This is a genomic window from Exiguobacterium sp. s7, from assembly GCF_018618195.1.
Taxonomy (GTDB): domain Bacteria; phylum Bacillota; class Bacilli; order Exiguobacteriales; family Exiguobacteriaceae; genus Exiguobacterium; species Exiguobacterium mexicanum_A.
Window position 1 is genome coordinate 135896 of record NZ_JACSLO010000001.1, and the last position, 18882, is coordinate 154777.

The 18882-nt window shown below is 52.6% G+C and carries 20 protein-coding genes; 16 read left to right on the forward strand and 4 right to left on the reverse strand.

Annotated features, from left to right (window positions below):
* Nucleotides 1-29: 29 nt before the first annotated feature.
* Both KNP79_RS00710 and KNP79_RS00715 read left to right on the forward strand, forming a co-directional pair.
* The gene (locus KNP79_RS00710; protein WP_138859662.1) at nucleotides 30-3467 is read left to right on the forward strand and encodes a pyruvate carboxylase; all 3438 of its coding nucleotides are present in this window, start codon (nucleotides 30-32) and stop codon (nucleotides 3465-3467) included.
* 52 nt (nucleotides 3468-3519) lie between these two features.
* Nucleotides 3520-4875, forward strand: coding sequence for a cryptochrome/photolyase family protein (locus tag KNP79_RS00715; RefSeq protein ID WP_215190869.1), 1356 nt, complete (start codon nucleotides 3520-3522; stop codon nucleotides 4873-4875).
* Nucleotides 4876-4926: 51 nt separating this feature from the next.
* On the opposite strand, the gene KNP79_RS00720 is transcribed toward KNP79_RS00715, so the two are convergent.
* Nucleotides 4927-5829: a COX15/CtaA family protein gene (locus tag KNP79_RS00720; protein ID WP_128122990.1), complete on the reverse strand. Its 903-nt coding sequence runs from the start codon at nucleotides 5827-5829 to the stop codon at nucleotides 4927-4929.
* A 331-nt stretch (nucleotides 5830-6160) separates the two neighbouring features.
* Here KNP79_RS00720 and cyoE point away from each other — a divergent pair, with 331 nt between their 5' ends.
* The 9 genes from cyoE to KNP79_RS00765 all read left to right on the forward strand — a co-directional run bounded on the left by cyoE (nucleotide 6161) and on the right by KNP79_RS00765 (nucleotide 13479).
* A complete protein-coding gene (cyoE, locus tag KNP79_RS00725) occupies nucleotides 6161-7081 on the forward strand; it encodes a heme o synthase (protein WP_034777042.1) in 921 nt (306 codons plus the stop codon).
* Between the two features lie 99 nt (nucleotides 7082-7180).
* Nucleotides 7181-8158: a cytochrome c oxidase subunit II gene (coxB, locus tag KNP79_RS00730; protein ID WP_052090209.1), complete on the forward strand. Its 978-nt coding sequence runs from the start codon at nucleotides 7181-7183 to the stop codon at nucleotides 8156-8158.
* 38 nt (nucleotides 8159-8196) lie between these two features.
* A complete protein-coding gene (gene ctaD / locus KNP79_RS00735; RefSeq protein ID WP_034777043.1) occupies nucleotides 8197-10065 on the forward strand; it encodes a cytochrome c oxidase subunit I in 1869 nt (622 codons plus the stop codon).
* Nucleotides 10066-10692 (forward strand): cytochrome (ubi)quinol oxidase subunit III, encoded by a 627-nt coding sequence (locus tag KNP79_RS00740; RefSeq protein ID WP_034777044.1) that lies wholly within the window; start codon nucleotides 10066-10068, stop codon nucleotides 10690-10692. It begins immediately after the preceding gene.
* 1 nt (nucleotide 10693) lies between these two features.
* Nucleotides 10694-11023 carry a cytochrome C oxidase subunit IV family protein gene (locus tag KNP79_RS00745; protein ID WP_034777045.1) on the forward strand — a complete coding sequence of 110 codons (330 nt, stop codon included), beginning with the start codon at nucleotides 10694-10696 and terminating at the stop codon, nucleotides 11021-11023.
* 134 nt (nucleotides 11024-11157) lie between these two features.
* Complete coding sequence (locus KNP79_RS00750) at nucleotides 11158-12081, forward strand: cytochrome c oxidase assembly protein (protein WP_215190870.1); 924 nt, start codon at nucleotides 11158-11160, stop codon at nucleotides 12079-12081.
* 23 nt (nucleotides 12082-12104) lie between these two features.
* Nucleotides 12105-12566, forward strand: coding sequence for a DUF420 domain-containing protein (locus tag KNP79_RS00755; RefSeq protein WP_034777049.1), 462 nt, complete (start codon nucleotides 12105-12107; stop codon nucleotides 12564-12566).
* Between the two features lie 20 nt (nucleotides 12567-12586).
* Nucleotides 12587-13201, forward strand: coding sequence for an SCO family protein (locus tag KNP79_RS00760; RefSeq protein WP_034777051.1), 615 nt, complete (start codon nucleotides 12587-12589; stop codon nucleotides 13199-13201).
* Between the two features lie 5 nt (nucleotides 13202-13206).
* The gene (locus KNP79_RS00765) at nucleotides 13207-13479 is read left to right on the forward strand and encodes a hypothetical protein (protein ID WP_128122992.1); all 273 of its coding nucleotides are present in this window, start codon (nucleotides 13207-13209) and stop codon (nucleotides 13477-13479) included.
* A 63-nt stretch (nucleotides 13480-13542) separates the two neighbouring features.
* Here the strand turns inward: KNP79_RS00765 and KNP79_RS00770 are convergent, their stop codons facing one another.
* Both KNP79_RS00770 and KNP79_RS00775 read right to left on the reverse strand, forming a co-directional pair.
* Nucleotides 13543-13905, reverse strand: coding sequence for a YugN family protein (locus KNP79_RS00770; RefSeq protein ID WP_021067026.1), 363 nt, complete (start codon nucleotides 13903-13905; stop codon nucleotides 13543-13545).
* Nucleotides 13906-14008: 103 nt separating this feature from the next.
* Nucleotides 14009-14764, reverse strand: coding sequence for an ATP-grasp domain-containing protein (locus KNP79_RS00775; protein ID WP_128122771.1), 756 nt, complete (start codon nucleotides 14762-14764; stop codon nucleotides 14009-14011).
* A 130-nt stretch (nucleotides 14765-14894) separates the two neighbouring features.
* Between KNP79_RS00775 and KNP79_RS00780 the strand changes: the two genes are divergently transcribed.
* Genes KNP79_RS00780 through KNP79_RS00800 form a run of 5 tightly spaced genes read left to right on the forward strand, consistent with a single transcriptional unit; the run spans nucleotide 14895 to nucleotide 17699 of the window.
* Nucleotides 14895-15341: a YlbF/YmcA family competence regulator gene (locus KNP79_RS00780; RefSeq protein WP_034777059.1), complete on the forward strand. Its 447-nt coding sequence runs from the start codon at nucleotides 14895-14897 to the stop codon at nucleotides 15339-15341.
* Nucleotides 15325-15588, forward strand: a complete 264-nt coding sequence (locus KNP79_RS00785; protein ID WP_371743388.1) for a DUF2129 domain-containing protein — start codon at nucleotides 15325-15327, stop codon at nucleotides 15586-15588. Before KNP79_RS00780 ends, KNP79_RS00785 begins: the two co-directional genes overlap by 17 nt.
* A gap of 53 nt (nucleotides 15589-15641) precedes the next feature.
* Nucleotides 15642-16208 (forward strand): 16S rRNA (guanine(966)-N(2))-methyltransferase RsmD, encoded by a 567-nt coding sequence (gene rsmD / locus KNP79_RS00790; protein ID WP_034777060.1) that lies wholly within the window; start codon nucleotides 15642-15644, stop codon nucleotides 16206-16208.
* Between the two features lie 4 nt (nucleotides 16209-16212).
* Nucleotides 16213-16710, forward strand: coding sequence for a pantetheine-phosphate adenylyltransferase (gene coaD, locus KNP79_RS00795; protein ID WP_034777061.1), 498 nt, complete (start codon nucleotides 16213-16215; stop codon nucleotides 16708-16710).
* Nucleotides 16707-17699, forward strand: a complete 993-nt coding sequence (locus tag KNP79_RS00800) for a SepM family pheromone-processing serine protease (RefSeq protein WP_215190872.1) — start codon at nucleotides 16707-16709, stop codon at nucleotides 17697-17699. Before coaD ends, KNP79_RS00800 begins: the two co-directional genes overlap by 4 nt.
* Here the strand turns inward: KNP79_RS00800 and KNP79_RS00805 are convergent.
* Nucleotides 17678-18808, reverse strand: coding sequence for a tRNA(Met) cytidine acetate ligase (locus KNP79_RS00805; protein WP_214707388.1), 1131 nt, complete (start codon nucleotides 18806-18808; stop codon nucleotides 17678-17680). The genes KNP79_RS00800 and KNP79_RS00805 overlap by 22 nt on opposite strands.
* Nucleotides 18809-18882 lie beyond the last annotated feature (74 nt).

Consider the following 18882-nt stretch of genomic DNA (forward strand, 5'->3'; position numbering starts at 1 on the left):
AGGTTCGAACTACTTAAATGGGGGGATTTATGTTGAAACCAATTAGCAAATTACTTGTAGCCAACCGTGGAGAGATCGCCATTCGTGTATTTAGGGCAGCCACTGAACTAGGAATGCGCACAGTCGCCGTCTATTCACAAGAAGACAGCGGCTCGTTACACCGCTTTAAAGCGGACGAGGCATATTTGATCGGTCTCGATAAAAAGCCGATTGACGCCTATCTCGATATCGAGGACGTGATTCGAATCGCGAAACAGTCGGGGGCTGACGCGATTCACCCAGGATACGGTTTCTTATCTGAGAACATCGAGCTCGCACGTCGTTGCCGCGAAGAAGGTATCATCTTCGTCGGTCCGAATGAATCGCATCTTCATGCGTTCGGGGATAAAGTTCGGGCCCGTCAAAGCGCAATCGCGGCCGGTCTCCCGGTCATTCCAGGTTCGAACGGACCGCTCACATCATACGAAGACGCGCTCGAGTTTGCGAACGAGCATGGATTCCCACTCATGGTCAAAGCGGCGATGGGCGGTGGCGGCCGCGGGATGCGTGTCATCCGCACGGAAGCCGAGATGAAAGATTTGATTGAACGTGCCAAGTCAGAGGCGAAGCAAGCGTTCGGTTCAGACGAAGTGTACATAGAAAAATTAGTGGAGCGTCCGAAACACATCGAGGTCCAAATCCTCGGGGACGACCACGGCAACATCATCCACTTGTTCGAACGTGACTGTTCGGTCCAACGCCGACACCAAAAAGTCGTCGAGGTCGCACCGTGTGTGACGTTGTCTGAGGAATCGCGCCAAGCGATTTGTGACGCGGCGGTTAAGCTCATGCGCCACGTCGGCTACATCAACGCCGGGACGGTCGAGTTCCTCGTCACGGAAGACGAGTCGTTCTACTTCATCGAGGTCAACCCGCGTATCCAAGTCGAGCACACGATCACAGAGATGGTGACCGGCTTCGATATCGTGCAGACCCAGCTCATGATCGCGCAAGGCGAGTCGCTTCACGGCGACGTCATCCATATGCCGAAACAAGAAGACATCAAATTGCTCGGTTACGCGATCCAGTCACGTGTCACGTCAGAAGACCCGGGCAACAACTTTATGCCGGACACAGGCAAAATTATGGCGTACCGCTCTCCGGGCGGCTTCGGGGTCCGACTCGACGGCGGGAACGCTTACGTCGGGGCCGAGATTTCACCGTATTATGACTCGCTTCTCGTGAAGCTGTCGACACACGGCATGACGTTCGAACAGGCGGCTTCGAAAATGGTCCGTAACTTGAACGAGTTCCGGATTCGCGGCATCAAGACGAACATTCCGTTCTTGATTAACGTGATGAAGCACCAGAACTTCATCAGCGGTGACTACAACACGTCGTTCATCGACGAGACGCCAGAATTGTTCGTCTTCCCGAAACGGAAAGACCGTGGAACGAAGTTGCTCAACTATATCGGCGACGTCACCGTGAATGGATTCCCGGGTGTCGGATTGAAAGATAAGCCGATTAGCCGCTCGGTCCGGATTCCGCAAGACCTTCCGGCTGAAGCCAAACCGGGTACGAAACAGATTTTGACGGAGCTCGGTCCGGACGGCCTTGCCGATTGGATCAAACGTCAGCCTGAACTGTTGTTGACGGATACGACGATGCGAGACGCGCACCAGTCGCTTCTTGCGACGCGGATGCGGACACAAGACATCGTCAATATCGCCGAACCGACGAGTAAACTCATGCCAGAGCTATTCTCGGTCGAGGCATGGGGCGGGGCCACGTTCGACGTCGCCTATCGTTTCCTCTCGGAAGACCCATGGGTTCGCCTCATGCGGCTCCGCGAGAAGATGCCGAACGTCTTGATTCAAATGTTGCTTCGCGGCGCGAATGCGGTCGGGTATAAAAACTATGCCGACAACGTCATCGAACAGTTCGTCCATGAGGCGGCCTATGCGGGTGTCGACGTGTTCCGGATCTTCGACAGCTTGAACAACCTCGAGTCGATTCAACTTGCGATCGACGCGACGTTACCGACAGGAAAAGTCGCGGAAGCGGCCGTTTGTTATACAGGCGACCTGTACGATGGCAACCGTCCGAAGTACCACTTGCCGTACTATGTCGATTTGGCGAAGAAACTCGAAGCGAGCGGGGCTCATATTCTTGCGATTAAAGACATGGCCGGTCTGCTCAAGCCAGAGTCGGCGTACGCGCTCGTCTCAGCCTTGAAAGATGCCGTCGACTTGCCGATCCACTTGCACACGCATGACGCTTCCGGCAACGGAATCTTCACGTATGCCCGGGCGACGGATGCGGGCGTCGACATCGTCGACGTGGCTGCGAGCTCGATGTCAGGCATGACGTCACAACCTTCAGGCGGCAGCTTGATTTATGCGCTCGATCACCATGAACGTCAACCGAAAATCGATGCGAAGCATTACGAGGTCATCAGCGACTACTGGCAAGACGTGCGTCATAACTATGAGCCGTTCGAAAGCGATATGCGTGCCTCGAACCCATCGGTTTATGAGCATGAGATGCCAGGCGGTCAGTATTCAAACTTGCAACAACAAGCGAAAGCGGTCGGTTTAGGCGACCGTTGGAGTGAAGTGAAAGCGATGTACGCCCGCGTCAACATGTTGTTCGGCGATATCGTCAAAGTGACGCCATCGTCAAAAGTTGTCGGGGACATGGCACTGTTCATGGTCCAACATAACTTGAACGAACAAGATGTGGTCGAGCGGGGTCACCAACTCGACTTCCCAGACTCGGTCGTCGAAATGATGCGCGGTGAGCTCGGAACGCCTCCAGGCGGATTCCCGACAGACGTGCAACAAGCCATCTTGAAAGGCGAAAAACCGCTCGACGTACGTCCGGGTAAACTGATCGAACCGTATGATTTCAAGGCGGCGCAGACGAAGTTGTTCGAGAAGCTCGAGCGCCCGGTGACGGACTTCGAACTGCTCTCGAACGCGTTGTATCCGAAAGTGTTCGAGGATTACGTCACCCATTCGACGACGTATGGCGATGTATCCGTCCTCGACACGTTAACGTTCTTCTACGGCTTGAACGTCGGAGAGACGATTCAAGTAGAGATCGAGACCGGGAAGACGCTCATCATCAAACTCGTTCAAATCAGTGCGGCGAACGAGGACGGTATCCGTCTTGTCTCGTATGAGATGAACGGGGTACCGCGTGAAATCGAAATCAAAGACGTGAACGTGAAGTCGGCGACGACGAGCCGACCGAAAGTTGATCGGACGAACCCGAAACAAGTTGGTGCTTCGATGCCGGGATCGGTGTTGAAAGTGCTCGTCGAACCGGGTAGCCGTGTCCATCGCGGGGAACAGCTCCTCGTCACGGAAGCGATGAAGATGGAGACGACGGTCCAAGCCGCTCAAGACGGTGAAGTCAAAGCGGTCCATATTAAAGAAGGCGACACAATCCAAAGTGACGACTTATTGATTGAGTTTGTATAATGGAAAGAAGCATAGCGCGGCTATGCTTCTTTTTTAGATAGGAGTGGGAGAGATGAGACGAGTCTGTTGGTTTCGATCGGATTTTCGATTGACTGATAATCATATGTTACACCGGGTATTGAAAGACGCTGCTTCAGGCGATGAATTGGAGTTCGTCTTTTGGCTCAATCCGAACTATTGCGAGCCGTTCGAGACGCGGCACGATTACTTTTTCGCGACGATGCGACAATTTATGGGTGAGCTCAAGGAGAACGGCCTCGGCCTGCGTGTCATCGTCGCCGACACGGCCGAAGCGTTCGTCGAAGCGCTCGGTCAGTTTGACACGCTATACTTTAACGCCGAGTATGTTGAACCGTTCAAGCAGCGCGACGATGCCGTCATCGAGGCGCTCGGGCAAGACGTCAAAGTCATCCGTCTGCTCGATCGGCATTTGTTTGCCCCGAACGCGTTCACGAAAAAAGACGGCGACCCGTACAAAGTGTATACGCCGTTCAAAAAGGCGGCCTACGCCGAAACACCGCCCGCACCGTATGATGTCGATGTGACAGCGCTGAAGCAACTCGTTGCGACCGAACATGTCGTGCCTGCTGAATTGCGGCGTCAGTTCGACCGGTGCGAGCGTTCGTGGAAAGCGCTCGGAGAAGCGGCCGCGAAACGACGCTTGCATGACTTTGTCGCCAACCGGATCGACGCCTACGATGAGGACCGCGATATCCCGGCGATCGCCGGCACGAGCCGGCTCTCTCCATATCTACGGACCGGGGTGTTGTCGATCCGCACCGTGGCGGAAGCGGTGCTGTCGGCGCCGAAATCGAGCGGACGCGACACGTATTACGATGAGCTGTTATGGCGCGAATTTTATTATATGATCATGGTTCAATTCCCGGGACTGAAAGACCGTCCGTTCAACGACAAGTATAAGCATCTCGACTGGGAAGACGATGACGAGAACTTCCAGGCGTGGTGTGAGGGGAAGACGGGTTACCCGATCGTCGACGCGGCGATGCGGCAACTGAACGAGACAGGTTGGATGCACAACCGGCTCCGGATGATCGTTGCCTCGTTCTTATCGAAACATTTACTGATCGACTGGCGAAAAGGGGAACGCTATTTCGAACAGAAACTGATCGATTATGAGGCAGCCTCGAATATTGGCGGCTGGCAATGGGCCGCCTCGGTCGGGACGGATGCGGTTCCGTACTTCCGCATCTTCAATCCGACGACGCAATCCGAGAAGTTTGATACCGAAGGGACGTTCATTCGGAAGTATGTGCCTGAACTCGCCGACCTCGACAAAAAGTCGATTCACTTTCCCGACCTCAGCGAGCGGGACGGATACATCGACCCAATCGTCGACCATAAGGAAGCGCGGGCCCGAGCGCTCGAACGGTTCAAGGATGCACAGTAAATAGGCATAGAAAAAAGGAGCGATGAACGTCGCTCCTTTTCGTGTGTTCGATTAAACTGATTTTTGTCGAGCGGACGCGGTCGTCTGCTTCTGACTCCGATACGCATGATATGCCAAGTACGAGACAATCCCGAAATAACAGGTAATCAAGAACGCGTGGAGGAGCGGTACGTATGTGGCATGTCCCCCAAGTACAATCCACGCCCCCGTGCCAACTTGGAGCAAGATGAAGAACAAGGACGCCCACATCCCGGTCTCGACGAGTCGATTCGTCTCCCGTCGCGCCAAGTACAACACGTACAGCGTATAGAAGACGAGCAGTCCCGCCATGATCCGGTGTCCCATTTGGACGTACGACTCGAACGTCCAGACGTCTTGGCTACATACCGGCCAGCCCACGCACGCATACGTCGCGCCGAGGTGACGGACATAAGCACCCGTGTAGACGACGACCATCGTATAGATCGTCAAGCCGTAAAGGTGAATCTTCAACCGTTCGGAGACGGCCCGATGCACGCGTTCTCCTTCGAACAAGAGAATCGTCAAAATGAGAAGCGACGCGAACGAGACGAGCGAGATGCCGAAGTGGAGCGCGAGAATCGCGTCCGACTGTTGCCAGATGACGGCACCGGCGCCGATGATGGACTGGATGAGCATAAAGATGAACGCGAGGAACGCGAACACTTTGACGTCATAGCGGTTTTTGACGACCGCGAACGTCCAAACCGTCAATGCGATGATGAGGAGTCCTTCGATGCCGGAGACGACACGGTGACTGTACTCGATCATCGTCTCGACGCTCGGATTGGTCGGAATCAGTTTCCCGTGGCAGAGCGGCCAGTCTGTACCGCACCCGTCGCCGGAGTCGGTCTTCGTCACGGTTCCACCCATGATGAGAACGAGCATCATCCCGAGCGTGACGAGTGCTGAAAATAGTGCGAGTTTTTTATGCATTCGTTTCCACCTGCTTTTGAGAAAAATCACTAGAATTGTGCCTTGTCAGTTTATATTTTTTTCGCCATACTTATTATACGGCTTTACGTCGTAAAAACGAAACGGAAAAGCTTGCAATCGCTATCAAAATCGTTATTCTAGTATTAGCGTAGCGTTTTTACTGTGACAATTATCACACGTCTGTCACAAAAAACTAGCTATTTTACAAGCATAAACGACGTATTCTTTTTGAAAATATGGTATCTTTGTTATGAGTTAGGTGAACTTTGTTCATATTGTGTTTTTTCTGTGAAAAGAATACGAGGATTTCGTGATTAGTAGGGGGGTCAGTATGACAAAAGTCAACCCAGGGACAATGGCAGAAGTAGAATATACAGAATCCGCCTCGTTCCGCGACTATGTTGCTCTGGCAAAAATGGGAATCGTCCGCGCCAATCTATTGTTGGTGTTCGCCGGTTTCTTTGTAGCAGCAACATATCAGAGTGATACGCCAGTACTTTATTTGTTTGAAGTTTGGCCACAACTCTTATTAACGATGTTAGGAAGCGCGCTCGTCATCTCCGGGAGTTGTTACCTAAACAACTTCGTGGACCGTGATATCGATTACTTGATGGGACGTACAGACAACCGACCAAGTGTCACCGGGAAAATTTCGGGAGAACGGATTTTGCTCCTTGGATTAACGCAACTCGCGATCGGAACATTGCTCTTATTGATCGTGTCGTATGTGGCAGCAGTCTTCGGTTTAATCGGGGCATTTTTTTATGTCGTCATTTATACGATGTGGCTTAAACGAACGCACACGTTGAACACGGTCGTCGGCAGCATCTCCGGAGCGGTACCACCGCTCATCGGTTGGGCAGCCATCGATCCCGCGCTTCATATCGATGCGTGGCTCATGTTCCTCGTCATGTTCTTGTGGCAACCGCCACACTTCCTCGCGCTCGCCATGCGGCGTGTCGAGGAGTATCGAGCGGCCGGCATTCCGATGCTACCGGTCGTCAACGGCTTTGCGATCACCAAGCGCCAAATCATTTGGTGGATCGCGACACTCATTCCAGCGTCGCTCTTGTTCTTGCATTACGGTTTGATCTACGTGATCGTCGCGGCCGGTCTTGGGGGCTACTGGTTATATCTCGGCTTGAAAGGTTTCAAGGCCGAAGATGAGATCAAGTGGGCAAACAAAATGTTCTTTTATTCATTGATTTATTTAGTCGTGTGGATTGTCACGCTGGTATTGACGGCACTTTGATAGTCGCACTCACTATATAGAAACCATTGCACATCATTTTGGGAGAAAGTGGGGATTGTTGTGAAATCATTTAAGAAGCTTCTGTTTGGCATCGTCCCGATGATGATGTTCGCACTACTGTTATCAGGGTGCGGCGTAGAGGGATTGTCTGCATTGAAGCCGATGGGAGAGGGAGCTGAGATTCAGCTTCGCATCATTCTCATCAGTTTGGCAATCATGCTCTTTGTACTTGTCATCGTAACGATTATTTACGTGTACGTGCTCATGAAATTCCGCCGGAAAGATGAATCGATTCCGAAGCAAGTCGAAGGAAGCAGCACGCTTGAGATGATTTGGACAGTCGTTCCAATCATTTTATTGATCATTCTCGCTGTTCCGACGATCACGACGACAGTCGAGCTCGCGAAAGCGAAAGAAGCGAAAAAAGAAGAAGAAATCAATGTCACGGCCAACCTTTACTGGTGGGAATTTGAATATCCGAACGCAGGCGTGGTCACGGGTCAAGAACTCGTCATCCCAGTCGGTAAGCGTGTCGGCATCAACTTGACATCGAAAGACGTCATTCACTCGTTCTGGGTACCGGCCTTGTCAGGTAAGACGGATACGAACCCAGGCCTTGATAACGAAATGTGGTTGCATGCAAATGAACCAGGTACGTTCTACGGGAAATGTGCCGAGCTTTGCGGACCTTCACACGCACTCATGGACTTCAAAGTCATCGCACTCGAGCAAGAAGAGTACGACCAATGGCTCGAAGACATGAAAGCACAGCAGGACGCAAACACAGAAAACCTCGTTGCAGATAACCAAAACTTGACGACAGGCGAAGCCGTGTACGTCGAGAGCTGCTTGAGCTGTCACGGTGGCGGGAAAGTCGCGCCGAGCTTGACGAACTTTGGTGATCGCGAATGGTTGGCGGGCTACCTCGAAAACAACGAAGAGAAGTTGAAAGAATGGATTCGCGACCCACAAGAATTGAAACAAGGCGCGCTCATGCCTGGCTTCGGTGAAGGCCAAATCAGTGATGAAGAGTTAGATGCACTCGTTGACTTCTTGTACGATCAGAAGATTGACTAACGGGAAAAGGGGGATTTCACGTGGCACAGACCACTGCTATGCAGCAACCGCGTAAATACAATGGCATCATGGATTGGGTTACGACGGTTGACCACAAAAAAATCGGTATTTTGTATTTGTTCTCAGGAATCTTCTTCCTCCTTCTCGGTGGAATTGAAGCTTTACTTATTCGCTGGCAACTCGTTCGTCCGATGAACGACTTCGTCAGCGGCGAAACGTTCAACCAATTGATCACGATGCACGGGACGACGATGATCTTCCTAGCGGCCATGCCGATGCTATTCGGATTTATGAACGCCGTCGTACCGCTACAAATCGGGGCACGCGACGTCGCGTTCCCGTTCATTAACTCACTTGGTTTCTGGTTGTTCTTCTTCGGTGGTGTCATGCTGAACCTTAGCTGGTTCTTCGGCGCTGCACCGAACGCAGGGTGGACGGCGTACGCGCCGCTCTCGACACAACCTGAAGCATCAGGGGTCGACTTCTACGCCCTCGGTCTTCAAATCTCAGGTTTCGGTTCACTCATGGCCGGGATTAACTTCCTCGTCACGATTTTGAACATGCGTGCACCAGGCATGAAACTCATGCGGATGCCGCTCTTCACGTGGACGACGTTCGTCGCTTCGGCGTTGATCGTCTTCGCGTTCCCGCCGCTCACAGTCGGCTTGTTCATGTTGATGTTCGAGCGCTTGTTCGGTGCCGTCTACTTTGATCCGGCAGCCGGCGGTAACGTCGTCATCTGGGAACACCTTTTCTGGATCTTCGGACACCCGGAAGTATACATCTTGATACTCCCTGCGTTCGGTATTTTCTCGGAAATCATTCCGACATTCGCTCGTAAACGTCTGTTCGGTTACACAACGATGGTCTTCGCAACGATGCTCATCGGTTTCCTCGGATTCATGGTTTGGGTCCACCACATGTTCACGGTCGGTCTCGGACCGGTCGCCAACTCGATCTTCGCTGTCGCCACAATGGCCATCGCCGTTCCGACAGGGGTCAAAATCTTCAACTGGTTGTTCACGCTATGGGGCGGACAAATCAAGTTCAACGTCGCGATGCTCTACTCGGTCGCATTCATTCCATCGTTCCTCGTCGGGGGGATGACAGGGGTCATGCTTTCGGTCGCACCGGCCGACTATCAGTATCACGATAGTTACTTTGTTGTCGCTCACTTCCACTACGTTATCGTAGGTGGGGTTGTCTATGGTCTATTCGCAGGACTTTATTACTGGTTCCCGCTCATGTTCGGCAAAGCGCTCTCTGAGAAGCTTGGCTACTGGCAGTTCTGGTTGTTCTTCATCGGGTTCCACTTGACGTTCTTCCCGCAACACTTCCTCGGATTGTTCGGGATGCCACGCCGCGTCTTCACATACCTTCCTAACCAAGGGTTTGAGACGATGAACTTACTGTCGACGATCGGTGCCTTCTTCATGGGTGTATCGACAATCATCTTGCTCGTCGCTGTTGTCAAGGCATTCTTGTCGAAACAACGCGTCAAGCCAGACCACTGGGAAGATGGACGTACATTGGAGTGGACGCTTCCTGTACCGACACCAGAGTACAACTTTGCACAAACACCGCTTGTCAAAGGTCTCGATACGTTCTGGCTCGAGAAAATGGCGGGCAACAAACGGGTCTCTGTTGCTGAACCGGTAGCAGACATCCACATGCCGAACAACTCGTTGATTCCATTCTTCATGTCACTCGGTCTTTTCATCGCCGGACTTGGAGCGATCTTCCAAATGGATAACGCGGTTGTCGGTTGGTCACTCATCGTGATTGGATTACTCATCACATTCGTGTCGATGTTCCTCCGTTCATGGATCGACGACCATGGCTTCTATATTCCAAAATCACAGATTGAAGCGGATTTGAAAGCGATTCGTGAGAAAGGAGACCAATAAATGGCACATGCAGTCGAAAAACACCCGGTGACCGGTATTCCGGCCAATCCAGAGAAAGCCACGCTGGAAGGGAAAAATAAATATGTGGCCTTCTGGTTCTTCCTCGGTGGAGAGACTGTTCTCTTCGCCTCGCTATTCGGAACGTACGTCGGTCTACTGAACTCTGGTGCGCCAGAGGAACTTCGTTCGTACAATATCTTTGAGATGGGGCTCGTCTTCTTGATGACGATGCTCCTCCTCACAAGTTCGCTCACAAGTGTTCTCGCCATGATGAACATGAAAGCGAACAATCCAGGCCGCATGAAGTTTTGGTTGGTCGTCACGCTTCTCCTCGGGGCTGGATTCCTTGGAGCAGAGATTTATGAGTTCATCCACTACTACCACATCGGTCACACGTTCACATCGAGCGCGTTCGGATCTGCGTTCTATACGCTCGTCGGATTCCACGGCGCACACGTCACGTTCGGTCTCCTTTGGATCACGACGCTGTTGATTCGCAACTGGAACCGTCCAATCGATGTGTACAACGCACCGAAGTTCTACGTGTCGAGCCTGTACTGGCACTTCATCGACGTCGTATGGGTTTTCATCTTCTCAATCGTCTACCTCTTAGGGATGGTGAGCTAATATGGAAAAACAACCAATGAACGAAACGCACAAACAGTTAGAGCTTGAAGTAAAAGCCGAATCAAGACGCGAGTATCAACTTCAGTTGATTAGCTTCGCGATGATGATTTTGCTCACATTCGTCGCGTTCGGCGCCGTATACGCTGAACTCATGCCGGTGTGGGCGGCAGGTGGCTTCTTGATCATCCTCGCCATCATCCAAGTGTTCTTGCAGCTTTATATCTTCATGCATATGAACAACCGTGGCAACACGTGGATCGTCGGAATGATGTGGCTCGGCATCTTTGTCGCCATCATCACGGTCGCGGCCCTTCGCTTGCTCATTTGGTAAATGTGACAAAGGATTGAACATCTGTGGAAACATAGATGATTCAGTCCTTTTTGCTTTACTTCAAAAATAAAGGAATAGTAATCTTGAAGTGAACGGTTTCATCGGTCTGGGAGAGAAAGAAAAGGGGTGAAGGGATGCTCTGGAATACATCAGAGCTACTCAAACAGTTCGATTGGACGACGCTTTGGAGTCCATGGTTCGGATTGTTGATGGTAGGGTTGTACGTCCTCTATGCGGTCGTCACAGAGAGCGTGGCGAAGCGAGGGTACGAGTCGACCACGTTGCTACAAAAGTTCAGCATGTTATCCGCTATTTTATTGTATTACATCGGTTTCGGTAGCCCGGTCGATGTGCTCGCGCATATCATCTTCTCGGTGCATATGTTGCAGATGGTGCTCGTCTACGTGCTCGCACCGGCGCTCGTCGTGTACGGGATGCCATATTGGGTGTTTGAAAAATTATTTAGCTATAAGGTGATTGGGCCGACGCTCAAATTTATGACAAAACCTTTGATCGCACTCGTTTTGTTCAATGCATTATTCACGTTCTACCATATGCCATTCATTTTTGACTACGTGTTGACGAACTATGGTGTGCACCGCATCTTCCACGGCGCTCTCGTCGTCTTCAGTTTGACGATGTGGTATCCGGTCATCGCACCGTTTATCTCGGAAGAAGAGGAAGGCATGTCTGATTTGAAGCGGATGGTATACATCATCGCGAACGGGGTGTTGTTGACACCGGCGTGTGCGTTTATCATCTTCAGCCAAGGCATCTTGTATGACGCCTATACAGACGCAGAAACGTTTGCGACCGTGCTCGGCTACTGTATGCCGAACGGGGACGTATCCGGCCTTGATTTGAACGCGCTCATGGGCGCGACGAACAGCGCCCTTGAAGACCAACGCTTCGGTGGGGTATTGATGAAGCTCGGTCAAGAAGTTGTCTACGGTTTCTTCTTCGGCTGGACGTTCTTCGGCTGGGTGCGCCGGACAAAATCGCTTGCGCTCGATGAAGGCATGTCGTTCACACCGCAAGAACCAAAAGAGAAAAAATGAACTAAGTCAAAGGGGAAACTACGATGAACTATCTTGCCTTGATCAGTGTGACATTCATTGTCATTAGTGCTATTTTAGTCGCAATCGGATGGACGATCATCGCGCGTGATCGTCGCAACGTCGACAAACATAAAAAAGTCATGACGGCTGCCGCGATTGCCGCGACAACATTCTTCATTCTTTACGTCTCGCGTACGATTTTTGTCGGCAATACCGCTTTCGGCGGACCTGATTCAGTGAAGCCATACTATTTGGCGTTCATGATCTTCCATATCTTACTCGCGACGACAGGCGGGGTCCTCGGCTTGATCACGCTTTACCTCGGCTATAAAAACAAAGTCGAGAAACACCGGAAAATCGGACCGAAAGCTTCGGTCGTCTGGTTCTTCACGGCGATCACAGGGGTGACGGTATACGTTCTCCTCTACGTCGCCTATGACCCAGGTGAGACGACGAACGTCTTCCGTGCCATTATCGGTGGGTGAATCGAGAGAGGGGGAAGAGGATGAAACGGAATAGCTATATGACGGTCGGTTTGACGGTCGCCATTTTGGTGGCAATCGGCGTGGCCTCGTACTTCTTATTCTTTAAAGAAGAGGACTTGCCCGTCATCCAAGAGCCGACCCCGTTCACGTTGACGAACGCGCTCGACGGTCAGTCGTACAATTCGGACAACGGTAAAGTTAAAATCGTCACGTTCTTTTACACGAACTGCCCGGACATTTGTCCGCTCACGTTGCGCGACTTCATGAAGCTCGAGCAAGAGCTGAAAGCGAACGATCTATACGGGACGGACGTTGAACTCGTCGCCATCACGGTCGACCCGGAAGTCGATACGGTCCCCGTCTTAGAGAACTACGGGGCGGCGTTCCAAGCCGAACCGACGGGCTGGAAGATGTTGACCGGAGACAAAGCCGATATCGACCGTATCACGCGTCAGCTTCAGTTCTACTATTCGAAAGCGAACAGTGGCCTCGTCACGCATGCGACGACGATGTATATCATCGATCGCAAGCATGACGTGCGCGCGGTCGCCCAAATGGCGACGGCAGGAGAAAAACCTGTCGACATCGAAACCATTATGGAGGACGTGTTAGTACTCGCGGCAGAAAAGGAGTGAAGAAGATGAATGATACGATGGCTGTCATCGGAAATGATTATTCCTACGGAGATGTGACGATTGCCGAACGGGCGATCGAGGATTTGATCGCTTGCAGCGCGATCGAATTCGGATTGCGTGAAGTGAAAGTCGTGTCTCTGTCGAAAGAGCAATACGATTATCAAATCATCGCACCCGTCTCGCTCGTCGAGGCTGAACGCCTGTATCGGTATGTGCGCGATCAGTTCGACTTGTTGCTCGGACAGGTCGATGTGACGCTCAACGTCATCGGAGTATAAAAAATGGAGAACCCCAGCCGGGTTCTCCATTTTTTTGAGCGCACAAAAGAAAAACCCCTTCGCTTATGCAAGGGGTTTTACTTCGAGTGTCTCAGCGAGTGCGGCAAGACGACGCTCGCAATCACGGACGATTTCTTCCGGGAACTCTTCGTCGTACTCGACGCCGTGCGGGTAGTAATGTTTTCCGAGAATCGGTGTCAACATTTTAACGACCGCATGACGGTCCTCGATTTGTCCTTCAATCGCATATACCGGTAAGCGAAGGTAGAACGTCTCGCCTGTCGATTGTTTCTCGTACTTCATGTCATACGTTGCACGCTCATAGTCCCAAGCGCCTTCACGGATGAAATGATGATGATCCATGATCGTCTCGAGCAAACCGAAGCGGATCTCTTTTCCCTCGATGTGGAACTGCTCAAATTTCATCATAATCCCCCTTTTCCCTAATAAACCTCATATGTCATCATATCATATTCGAAAACGTTCTTGGAATAATGTGTGTTCAAATTGTGAAAAAAAGATGAACGCCTCAAGCCTGGGTGTCGAGGTAGTGGGCAATCTTGTCTGTAAGCCTCACACCGAGCGGCAGGAGCCCTTCCGACCCGAAGAAGACGTTGAACTCTAAAATGTAAAATTCACCGTCCGCGACGATGACGTCGAAGGCAGCGTGATTGATGTGAAGCGTCTTGGCGATGTCGAGCACTTCCGCGACGACGTCTTCCGGGATGTCGTCATACGAGAAGTGGGCACCTTGGGCGACGTTGTTCAAGAACGCTTCGCTGACGCGCCAGTACGAACCGACGACTTCTTCACCGATGACGATGATCCGCAGGTCGCGGTCATTCGGGATGTATTGCTGGACGTAGAACGTCTCGTGCTTGTCGACGTATTCGAGCCAGTCCTGTTCATGCTTGATGAGCCAGACGCCTTGTCCCATCGACGACTTGGCCGTCTTGGCGACGAACGGGTACTCGAACTCTTCCAAGACGCGCTCAATCGTGTAAGGGTTTTTCCCGTAGATGAGCGTCTTCGGGATGCGGTGCGGGAACGTCGCCTTGAAGGCGCGCGTCATCTCAATCTTATCGTGCCCGAGGTGATACGTGGCCGGCGACGGGAAAATCGGTTTATTCAGTCCGTAGATGATCGAGTTGACCATCCAATATTCAGGGAACAAGACGAGGTCGGCCGCTCTTACTTTATCGAGCTGGTCGTAATAATATTCAGGTTTCGCATAGTCGGTCTTGATGCCGGCCGAACGAATCATGTTAAATGAGACTTTTTTCATAGCGAGGTGCACGGATGCACCTGTTCACTTCCTTTCTGGTTGGACGCTTGACAGTCACGTTCAATTATAAAGCCGATTGCTTACAGAGGGAATCAAATGTGTTAAAATCATGGCAGAAAGGGTGAAAGCCATGATTATTACTGAACAGACGATCGCCCTGCTCGATCAAACGGAATCGTTAGCCGATTTGATTGAAGCGAGCGAGTCGTTCCAAACATATATCGCCACGAAACAAGCGCGAGCCCAATCGGAGGAAGCGCGCCTCGTGGAACGTGAGTTCTTGCGGATGAAAGAAGATTACGAGTACGTACAGCGGTTCGGGAAACATCACCCGGACCACGATCGCATTAAAAAAGAGATGCATCTCGTCAAACGGCGTCTCGATGTCCAGCCAGAAGTGGCCGCATTTAAAAAAGCGGAACGCAGTTTAGATAAACTGCTCGGGGAAGTGAGTGAGCTGTTGGCCTTCTCGGTTTCTCCAAAAATCAAAGTCCCGACCGGAAACCCGTTCTTCGATGAAGGCGGATGTTCAGGCGGAGGAAGTTGTGGAGGCGGAAGCTGTGGATGTGCCATCTGAGACGTTTGAGTTGAATGGTCGAATCGGGTTCGTCGTCTACGTCCAATCGTTGAAGCAAGTGAAGGCGTTGCGTCGCTATGCGAACCTGTATTACGTGTCAAAGCGGGAGAAGTACGCCTTCTTGTATACCGACCTCGATGGACATGAGGCGATTGTCGAACAAGTGAGCGCGTTGCCGTTCGTCGAAGCGGTCGTCCGCAGTGAGCGGCCGTTCGTCGCGGAGACGTACGAATCGAAGCAGAAATAACACAAAGATGAAGGCGGCACCGCCTTCATCTTTTGTGGTGAAGGAGAACGGAGATGCGAGTGATTTCAGGAGAACGAAAAGGGACCCGACTCAAGGCGGTCCCGGGGTCGGCGACACGACCGACGACAGATAAAGTGAAAGAATCATTATTCAACATCATTGGCCCTTATTTCGCCGGGGGAGATGCGCTTGACCTATACGCCGGGAGCGGCGGGTTAGGGATTGAGGCGTTGTCACGGGGATGTGACCATGCCGTGTTCGTCGACAAGCAACGAAAGGCGATCCAGACGGTCACAGACAATTTGAAGACGACACACTATGAGTCAAAAGCGACGGTGTTGCAACAAGACGCCCGGTCGGTCCTCGACCAACTCGTCTTAAAAGGACAGCCGTTTAAATTGATTTTTATGGATCCGCCATATCATGCGGAAGAACATGTGCCGTTTTTACACATCATTGAGTCGAACCGACTATTGACGGACAACGGGGTCGTCGTCTGCGAACATGGCAGCGATGTGACGTTACCGGATCAGGTCGGGCAGTTGGAAAAAATCAAGGTGCAGCGCTACTCGGACGTGATCACGATCAGCTTCTACGAGTATGCGGCGACCGAGGAGTGAGAACATGTCAAAACGTATCGCGATTTGCCCGGGGAGCTTTGACCCGATTACGAACGGCCATTTAGATATCATCGAGCGGGCGGCAGCCATCTTCGACGAAGTCATCGTCGCCGTGCTCGAAAATTCGAGCAAGGCACCACTGTTTAATGTAGAAGAGCGCCTGTCGCTCATCCGTGAAGTGACGACGCATTTGCCGAACGTCACCGCCGACGCGTTTGGGGGATTGCTCGTCGAATATGCAGCGAAGCGTGAGGCGGCAACGATCGTCCGTGGGCTGCGGGCCGTCTCTGATTTTGAATATGAACTTCAAATCGCATCCATCAATAAAAAGTTGAATGAGAACGTGGAGACGCTCTTTATGATGACAAACAGCCAATATTCGTTCCTAAGCTCGTCAATCGTGAAAGAAGTCGCCAAATACGGGGCGTCCGTCGCTGAACTCGTCCCTGAACAAGTCGAGCACGCCTTGCGTCAAAAGTATAAAGTGAGCCAAGGGCAATGAAGTCGCTCAAAATCGGCTTCGGGTTGCTCGTGGCCGTCTTGATTTTCTTGTTTGTGCCGCTCCCGTATTACATCACCTACCCGGGGGAAGCAACGACGATTGAAGAATTCATGACGGTCGAAGGCGGGGACAAAGAAGCCGGCGAGCTACAGATGGTGACCATCTCGCAACGTCGGGCGACTCCGCTTTGGCTCGTCGGCAGTTGGTTCACGCCGTTCACCGATGCCAGCCCGGCCAGTCGATACTTGTATGAGGGAGAAGGGGAAGCAGACTACGAGCGAAGACAAGAACTGTTGATGGCATCGTCCCAGCAGGCGGCGATTCAATACGCCTATGAGTTGGCGGACGCCGACGTGACGGTTTCGTTCGAAGGGATGTATGTCTCCGCCCCAATCAGCGGGTCGCTCGCGGCGAACGTCTTGAAACCGGGTGACGTGATCACCGCCATCGACGGCCAGTCGTTCGCGTCGCGTCTCGACTTCATCGAACGTGTCGCTTCGTTCGAAGCCGGCGATGAAGTGTCCGTCACGCTCGAACGGGATGAACGGGAGCTTGAGGTCGATACGCTTATCCAGCCGCTCGACCGGACCGGCGACCGGGTCGGTCTCGGGATTTATGAACCGTTACCGATTCAAGACGTGCGCACAGTCCCGGAAGTCTCGTTCGAACTGACGAACGTCGGAGGACCTTCGGCCGGTCTTATGTTCACGCTTGAAATCTTTGATCAGTTGACACCGGGTGATTTGACGGGCGGGGCTGTGATCGCCGGTACCGGCACGGTCGATGAGACCGGGACCGTGGGACCGATCGGCGGGGCGTGGCAAAAAATCGTCGCCGCCGACCGGGCCGGTGCGTCGGTTTTCTTCGTGCCGGACGGATCAAATTACGATGAGGCGATGGAATCGCTCGACCGCCTAGACAGTGACATCAAAGTCGTTCCGGTCAAGACGGTCGAGGAGGCCATCGATTATTTGGAGTCAATGAATTGAGGGGTTTGTACGTGTTCGACGAGTGACCGATTTCCGAGAGGAAGGCGATACGCCTCGGTCACTCGAGCCTCGAACGCAAGGTCAGGATGGTACTTGCTCATGAGCGGTACGTCTTTTTTTATGCCTTTCAACACGGTTCGTCCAATCGCGTTGAACGCGAGCGGGCGGACGTAAGGCACCTCATCGAAACGCTCTGGCAGCTCATCGCGGCGCCAATGGACGAGCACAGAGACGAGAGCACGTTGAATGGCGGTCCGAGTGTAGCGTCTCGTCAACAGTCGAGCGAGCGCCTGCTCGAACGTCGGCTCGAGACCGGCTTGAATCAAACGCGGTGATAACGAACTGTCGATGCCGACAAGTTGGTCGAGCACGTCTTTCGGGGTGGTCCGTAACTTGTACTGCAAGACGGGCCAATAGAGTGACCAGTGTGCCATCGACACGTCCGCAAACAGGGCTCTCGTGGCGTCAGGGACGGCCCGGACCATACCTGTCTCCAAGTAGTGGCCGCGCACCCCCGTGGCCGACATGACGTCTGAGACGCTTGGGTCATGGTATCCCGCACCGAGGCGACGAATCGTATGGAGCTCGATCGTCGTCGCCGCTTTCGCGTAGTGATAGGCGAGGATATTGTTCGGGAGCGTCAAGTCGAAATCGGGATAGAGCGCACCGAACGCCTCACTCGACGCTTTGGCCGAGGATCGTCCTTGGTCAAGCGCTTCTTTTAGTGCCGTCTGATAAGCTGGCGTCGCCTCGATGTTTGCGGCCGCGGCCCGTTTCACGGCTGTGATGTCTCCGCTCTCACTTCCGAACGACAGCGTTTGGCACTGCATGCGTTCGGCGATGGCGACAGCGGCGCTTGCGAACCGGTCGGCACGTTGTACCCCGTAACGGGTCGGCAGTTCCACGACGAGGTCAATCGCGCCCGTCTGGACGGCCGCTTTCGCGCGGCTCCATTTGTCGAACGCCGCCGGTTCCCCGCGTTGGGTGAACTGGGCGCTCATGACGGCGATGACGGCATCGGCGCCCGTTTCGATCCGTGCTCGTTCAGCTTGATGGAGATGCCCGTTATGGAACGGGTTGTACTCAGCGATGATGGCCGTTTTTCGCATAAAATTACTCCTTTGCATTGTCGATTGGATTGGTGTAAGATGGATAAGTACGCTTTGGCAAAGCGCCGTCGTCA